The sequence below is a fragment of the Oleiphilus sp. HI0132 genome, from assembly GCF_001635845.1.
On record NZ_LWGJ01000358.1, the window covers coordinates 1 to 5,970 of the forward strand.

General features: G+C 44.2%; 6 protein-coding genes and 1 pseudogene. 5 read left to right on the plus strand and 2 right to left on the minus strand.

The features are described from left to right. The coding region (ybeY, locus tag A3766_RS04390) for an rRNA maturation RNase YbeY (protein ID WP_068641783.1) at positions 1–345 on the minus strand (345 nt) is incomplete at its 3' end. 244 nt (positions 346–589) lie between these two features. Between ybeY and A3766_RS04395 the strand changes: the two genes are divergently transcribed. Continuing rightward, on the plus strand, positions 590–868 hold the full coding sequence (locus tag A3766_RS04395) for a hypothetical protein (RefSeq protein WP_068553444.1): 279 nt from the start codon (positions 590–592) through the stop codon (positions 866–868). Positions 869–883: 15 nt separating this feature from the next. Continuing rightward, on the plus strand, positions 884–2,764 hold the full coding sequence (locus A3766_RS04400; RefSeq protein ID WP_068638133.1) for a TonB-dependent receptor: 1,881 nt from the start codon (positions 884–886) through the stop codon (positions 2,762–2,764). 91 nt (positions 2,765–2,855) lie between these two features. Here A3766_RS04400 and A3766_RS04405 read toward each other — a convergent pair whose 3' ends face one another. Beyond that, positions 2,856–3,734 carry a prephenate dehydratase gene (locus tag A3766_RS04405; protein ID WP_068506680.1) on the minus strand — a complete coding sequence of 293 codons (879 nt, stop codon included), beginning with the start codon at positions 3,732–3,734 and terminating at the stop codon, positions 2,856–2,858. A gap of 180 nt (positions 3,735–3,914) precedes the next feature. Here A3766_RS04405 and A3766_RS04410 point away from each other — a divergent pair, with 180 nt between their 5' ends. From A3766_RS04410 to A3766_RS04420, 3 genes and pseudogenes are all read left to right on the plus strand, one after another. Further along, a complete protein-coding gene (locus tag A3766_RS04410; protein WP_068553749.1) occupies positions 3,915–4,628 on the plus strand; it encodes a transposase in 714 nt (237 codons plus the stop codon). A 223-nt stretch (positions 4,629–4,851) separates the two neighbouring features. Beyond that, on the plus strand, positions 4,852–5,778 hold the full coding sequence (locus A3766_RS04415) for an ABC transporter ATP-binding protein (RefSeq protein ID WP_068506675.1): 927 nt from the start codon (positions 4,852–4,854) through the stop codon (positions 5,776–5,778). Continuing rightward, positions 5,775–5,970: pseudogene (locus tag A3766_RS04420) on the plus strand (sugar ABC transporter permease); the annotation flags it as partial. The gene A3766_RS04415 and the pseudogene A3766_RS04420, both read left to right, overlap by 4 nt.

Here is a 5,970-nt window from a genome sequence, read left to right on the forward strand (position 1 = left end):
CCAGTGAGCTATTTCTTGCTTCGACTGTTCCGCTGCTTCCTTTGCTACCACAGGGGCACAGATTACCAAATCGCCCAAAAGGTTAAGCTCAATCTCGGCTGGCGCTTCGAAAGGAAAAGACAAAACATTAGTGGGTTTATCTTTGCCGCGATACTGGCTATTCAATGATTGGCTTTCTTCCTTGTCGACAATACGAACGGTAAGCTCATATTCTTGTTCGTGCTTTTTCCTATCATGAAGTGAGGCTTTAAGAGCGGCATCAACCCATAAACTCAGTTGGGAAAGCGTTGGGATATGAGGGTGTTCAGAAGCTTCCTGAAGGTCGATCGCGGCGATAGCAGTCATAAATCCGTTTTTCGCAGAAAATAGAAAATAATATTGGGGAAACGAAGTGCTACGTTAACACAGAATTTCCATCAGTGGGACAAAAATAGTAGTGAGTATTCTAGAGCGCTTTGAGGCTGGTATTTTTACGGATCTATCCTATAGTCAAAAGACTATAAATAGTATAAAAAAGCGAGCTACGAAATAATGATATCTACTGGATGTCCAGTACGTAGTCGCGAAAAAATCTAAGAGAATAGTTTAAATGTCTCGCAAGCCGATTTTTACCTCATCTTCCATTCTACTTTGCTCTATATTGTCAGCGACGGCTTGGGCCGATGGACACTCGCCGACAGAAGCAAAGCAGCCATTAAAACTAAAGGATGTGACGGTAACGGGGACCAAAGAAGGCGAGGTGAAGCTCCAAGAAGTACCGGCAGCAATTTCGGCCTACACCGAAGAAGATATGAGCGATGCTGGTATTGGAAATATCAAAGACCTGCGTATGCAAACGCCGGGGTTGAACCTTACACATAATGGCTAGTCTGCACGGCTCTACATGCGTGGTATTGGTAGTAACCTGGACTTTATTGGTTCAGACCCAAGTGTCACCGTTCACGTCGATGGTGTTTACCAATCTAGAACAACCTCAATTCTTGAAGACTTTCTCGACGTTGAACGAGTCGAAATACTGCGTGGGCCACAAGGTACTTTGTATGGTCGAAACTCTACCGGCGGTACGATTAACCTGATCACTAAAAAACCAGAAGCGGAGTCTAGCGGTAAGCTATTCGCAGAAGTTGGCTCGTATAGTTTTCGCAGCGTAGGCGGCATGATAAACGGCACAATTTCTGAGGATAAGGTTCTAGGCCGTTTAGCTGTTGTTAAGACCGATCACGATCCTTACGTCAAGAATACTGCTGCAACAGGTGTTGATGGTTTATTGGATGACGACTCTTTAGCGACTCGCGGGGCATTGCGCTTTTTGCTCGATGACAAAAGCGAGTTAGTGTTAAGGGCAGATTATTCAGATATTGATAGGAATCCAGCGGCTTATAAGACGACGCTTGTGAACTCGGATGGTGCAGCAGGTACATTAGCAGCAGGAGCAATAGTTCCTAGTGATCCATGGTCGGTTAATGTCAATGATGTTGACCCCTATACAGAAAGCAAAAACTATGGCGCCTCAATCGAGTATACGCGAAAAATATCTCCTGAATTAACCTTGGTTTCTCTGACAGGGTATAGAGACCTAGATCTCAAGTTAAAGGAAGATACAGATGGTAGCGATGTGGTGTATCTGGTGACAGAGTATGAAGAGCAGCAGAATATGCTCTCGGAAGAACTGCGTCTTCAATATCAAGGTGACAGGCTAAAATGGGTGGCAGGTGCATATTATTTGCAAGAAGAGCATGAATCTGACACTGCCATTAACTCTACAATTGTTGTCGTAGACTCCAAAAACGAAACACAGGCGTATGCGCTCTTTGGGCAAGGAACCTACTCAATAACGGATCGGCTGAATACAACTCTGGGTTTGCGTTACAGCAGTGAAGAAAAAGAATTTGACAATGTGTATGATCACGCAGATCCTACATTAGATTTTTCTGCGTCGCCCTCTAATTCTTGGGACTCATGGAGCCCATCGTTCTCGCTTGATTATACATATGATTCTGGAACGATGGTGTATAGCAGTGTCAAACGCGGTTTCAAAAGCGGCGGTTACAACATGACGGATGCTTCGCCAGAGTATTCTCCCGAGAAGGTTTGGTCCTACGAAATAGGTAGTAAGTTCCAGCTATTAGATAAAAAACTACATTCAAACATAGCTTTATTTTATAGCGACTATCAGGACTTGCAGGTATCAGAGTTTACAAGTCCAGGTGTATTGAATGTTTCTAATGCTGCAGAAGCGAATATTTTTGGACTTGAGATTGAAAATAAGTGGATGCCAACCTATAACCTGGCGATAGAAATGAATTATGCGTTTTTGAATGCAGAATATGATAATTATATCATTCCGCCAGTTGTAAACGCTGATAGCTCGATTGCTCAGCCTGAACAGGATGCTTCTGGGGATGATATGGTTGCATCTCCAGCTCATAAAGTTAGTTTGGCTGGCCAGTACTTTCATGACTTGCCAAGTGGTACGTTAAGTTACCGCTTGGAGTATGCGTGGCAGGATGAGCAGTACTTTACTGCGCCGAACCATGAAACCTCTTATCAGGGGGCTTATGCTTTAGTGAATGCGAGGTTCGGTTATGAGAGTGCAGATGAAATGTGGGAAGCAGAAGTTTACGTTGAAAACCTAACGAATAAAGCGTATTCAACTTCCACTCGAGAGTTTCCTGGTAGCCCTTTAAGCCTGGATAGTGTCGGTGTAACCAAAGACATCAACCCACCAAGAACCTTTGGTTTGCGTTTAGTTCGCAACTTCTAAACGTAATGAAATCAAAAAAAGCCTCATATGAGGCTTTTTGTATGTATGGGAATAATCCGAAGTAGACAAGGCGGGGCCGCCTACAAAAATCTCACACAAACTCATGCTTCCGACGATACTTATGCGCCGGATACGAACCCAATATCCGTACCTCCTTCGCGAAAAAGTTCAATTCTTCCAAAGCATTCTGAAGCGCTTGCTGACGATAATGTCCATCGACATCAATATGAAAATGACTCGCTTCCATGGTTCCACCATCCATATAGCTCTCAAGCTTGATCATATTGACACCGTTGGTGGCAAAACCACCGAGAGCCTTATACAAAGCCGCCGGTATATTTCTGACCGAAAACAACAAGCTCGAAATATAATGCTGCTTCGGATCATAGTCGGCATCAATAGCTTGCTTAGCCAAAACAATAAAGCGCGTCGTGTTGCCGCCCACATCCTGAAAGCTCTCTGCGATCACATCTAGCCCATACAGCTCTGCCGCCAAAGTAGAAGCTATCGCGCCATGGCTACCGTAAACCGATTGCGCATCTTTCTTAGACGCCAAGTCCTTAGCAGACAAAGCCGTATCCATCGCCACTAAAGGGGTGATCTTTAAAGCTTCCAAACGATGAAAGCACTGCGCCAAAGCTTGAGGATGAGAAGACACTGTCTTAATCGCCTCAAGTTGAGTTCCGGGTAGGGCAAGCAAGCAATGATTCACCGGCTCAAAGTGCTCGGCAATAATGCTCAAATGCGTATTGGGTAATAAACGATAAATCTCCTCAACACGCCCGGCGGTCGAATTCTCAAGCGGGATCATCGCATAGTCAGCCTGGCCTTGTTCCACCAGCTGAATAGCGCTTTGAAAGTTCTCGCAAGCGAGGGCACGATGATCAGGAAAGACCTTCTTACAGGCCAAGTGCGAATAAGCACCCTCAATTCCCTGATAAGCAACAGTAATCTGTGTAGGAGTGTTCATGGTAATAACTGCTTGTATAAATTCGAATGCTGGGATTATAAAGAATAATCAGAGCTAGTGTATCTTTTTCAACGGAGTCAGACTCGATTGAAAACCAATCGAGTCTGACTCCGTTGAAAAGAAGCTGCTGAAAAGTTAGTGTAGATTTAGTGTTCAACGCCAGAAGACAGGGAGGTCAATATGGCGAGATTACCCCGGTTTGTGATTCCAGGCCATCCGCAGCGCGTGATTATTAGAGGTAATAACCGTGAAGCGATTTTTCATCAAAATGACGATTATTTGTTCTATCTAGATAAACTGAATGACGCGTGTCGAGCATACTCTTGTGAAGTACATGCTTATGTCTTGATGACCAATCACGTACATTTGCTGATTACACCTCAAGTGGAAGACGGCATATCAAAAACAATACAGAATATTGGGCGTTACTATGTTCAGTACTTTAATAAAAAGTACCGCCGAACGGGTACGTTGTGGGAAGGGCGTTATAAAGCGTCTCTTATTGACTCAGCTCTCTATTTACTAACTTGCTATCGATATATCGAGCTAAATCCTGTTCGGGCCAATATGGTGGCCCACCCATCTAATTACCCTTGGTCTAGTTATCGTGTTAATGCTTTGGGAGCACAAAGCGAGCTAATCTCACCTCATTTCGAATACTTGTCTTTATCCGTATCGCCAGAAAAAAGACGGTCGATATATCGTTCTCTATTTACGTACGAGATAAAAGAACAGACGCTTGAAGAGATTCGCACAGTAACAAATAAGGCATGGGTACTGGGAAGTGAGCAATTCAAGTCTCAAATTGAAGCGCAGACCGGTAGGGCAAGTCACCCGAGAAAGACGGGCGGTGATCGTAGGTCGAAGGTTTTCAAAGGGGTCAGACTCGATTGAAAATCAATCGAGTCTGACCCCTTTGAAAAAGGCTAGGCCGCCTTAAGATCATAACTCTGCGGATAAAGCTTGTTCGCTTCAGCTTCTTCCAAATCCCTTTGTATTGCAGCAGCGGTATTCTTCAGTACGTTGAGCCCAAATTTCTGAATTCCATTTATGAGCATAGTCAGGCACAAGCAAAATCGTTTAACGTACTGTTATAGAAATTAGGGTATGCAAAATCATGACTCCCATTATTCAAATCGAAAACTTGTCTAAGGTTTATGCTGGTGGTTTTCAAGCGCTCAGTGGTATTAACCTTACAATAGAAAAATCTGAAATCATTGCTTTACTCGGTCCGAACGGGGCCGGTAAGACGACCTTAATCAGTACCATTTGCGGTATAGTCAATCCATCTTCCGGCACCGTGACTGTCGACGGTGAGGATATTATCAAAGGCTACCGCCATACGCGTGAAATGATTGGTCTGGTTCCACAAGAGTTAACGACTGACTCATTTGAGACTGTATGGGATACCGTGACGTTTAGTCGAGGCTTATTTGGTAAAGCGCCTAACACGGCTTATATCGAGAAGACGCTAAAAGACTTATCACTGTGGGATAAGAAAGATAACCGTATTATGGAGTTGTCAGGTGGTATGAAGCGCCGTGTGTTGATAGCCAAAGCGCTGTCGCATGAACCCAAGATTTTATTCTTGGATGAGCCGACAGCTGGGGTTGATGTTGAGCTGCGAAAAGATATGTGGGAGTTGGTCCGTAAGCTTCGAGAAAAGGGGGTCACGATTATCCTCACCACACACTATATTGAGGAAGCAGAAGAAATTGCTGACCGTATTGGTGTGATCAATAATGGTCAATTAGTCTTGGTTGAAGAGAAGACAGAATTGATGCGTAAGTTAGGGAAGAAGCAATTAACCCTCGACCTGAAGACCGAGCTATCTAGTTTGCCAACGAGCCTAAAAGGTTTCGATCTAGTGCTGAATAATAATGGCCTGCAACTTGTTTATACCTACGACACGCTAGAAGATCATACGGGTATTGCGACCTTGCTCCAGCACTTGTCTGAAGAGGGGATTCAGTTTAAAGATTTAAAGACTGACCAGAGCTCATTAGAAGATATCTTTGTATCGCTTGTTAAGGAGTCCGCATGAACCGTCACGCAGTTGCCGCGATTTATAAGTTTGAAATGGCCCGTACAAAGCGAACCATTTTCCAGAGCATTGTCTCGCCAGTTATCTCTACCTCTTTGTATTTTGTCGTCTTTGGTTCTGCGATTGGCTCGAGGATTAATGAAGTGGACGGAGTTAGCTATGGGGCCTTTATCGTACCAGGCTTGATTATGC

What these genes read in the sequence shown, in the direction of transcription:
- A3766_RS04395 (WP_068553444.1), top strand. Translation starts at nt 590, where the DNA reads ATGTCTCGCAAGCCGATTTTTACCTCATCTTCCATTCTACTTTGCTCT.
- A3766_RS04400 (WP_068638133.1), top strand. Translation starts at nt 884, where the DNA reads ATGCGTGGTATTGGTAGTAACCTGGACTTTATTGGTTCAGACCCAAGT.
- A3766_RS04415 (WP_068506675.1), top strand. Translation starts at nt 4,852, where the DNA reads ATGACTCCCATTATTCAAATCGAAAACTTGTCTAAGGTTTATGCTGGT.
- A3766_RS04410 (WP_068553749.1), top strand. Translation starts at nt 3,915, where the DNA reads ATGGCGAGATTACCCCGGTTTGTGATTCCAGGCCATCCGCAGCGCGTG.
- A3766_RS04405 (WP_068506680.1), bottom strand. Translation starts at nt 3,734, where the DNA reads ATGAACACTCCTACACAGATTACTGTTGCTTATCAGGGAATTGAGGGT.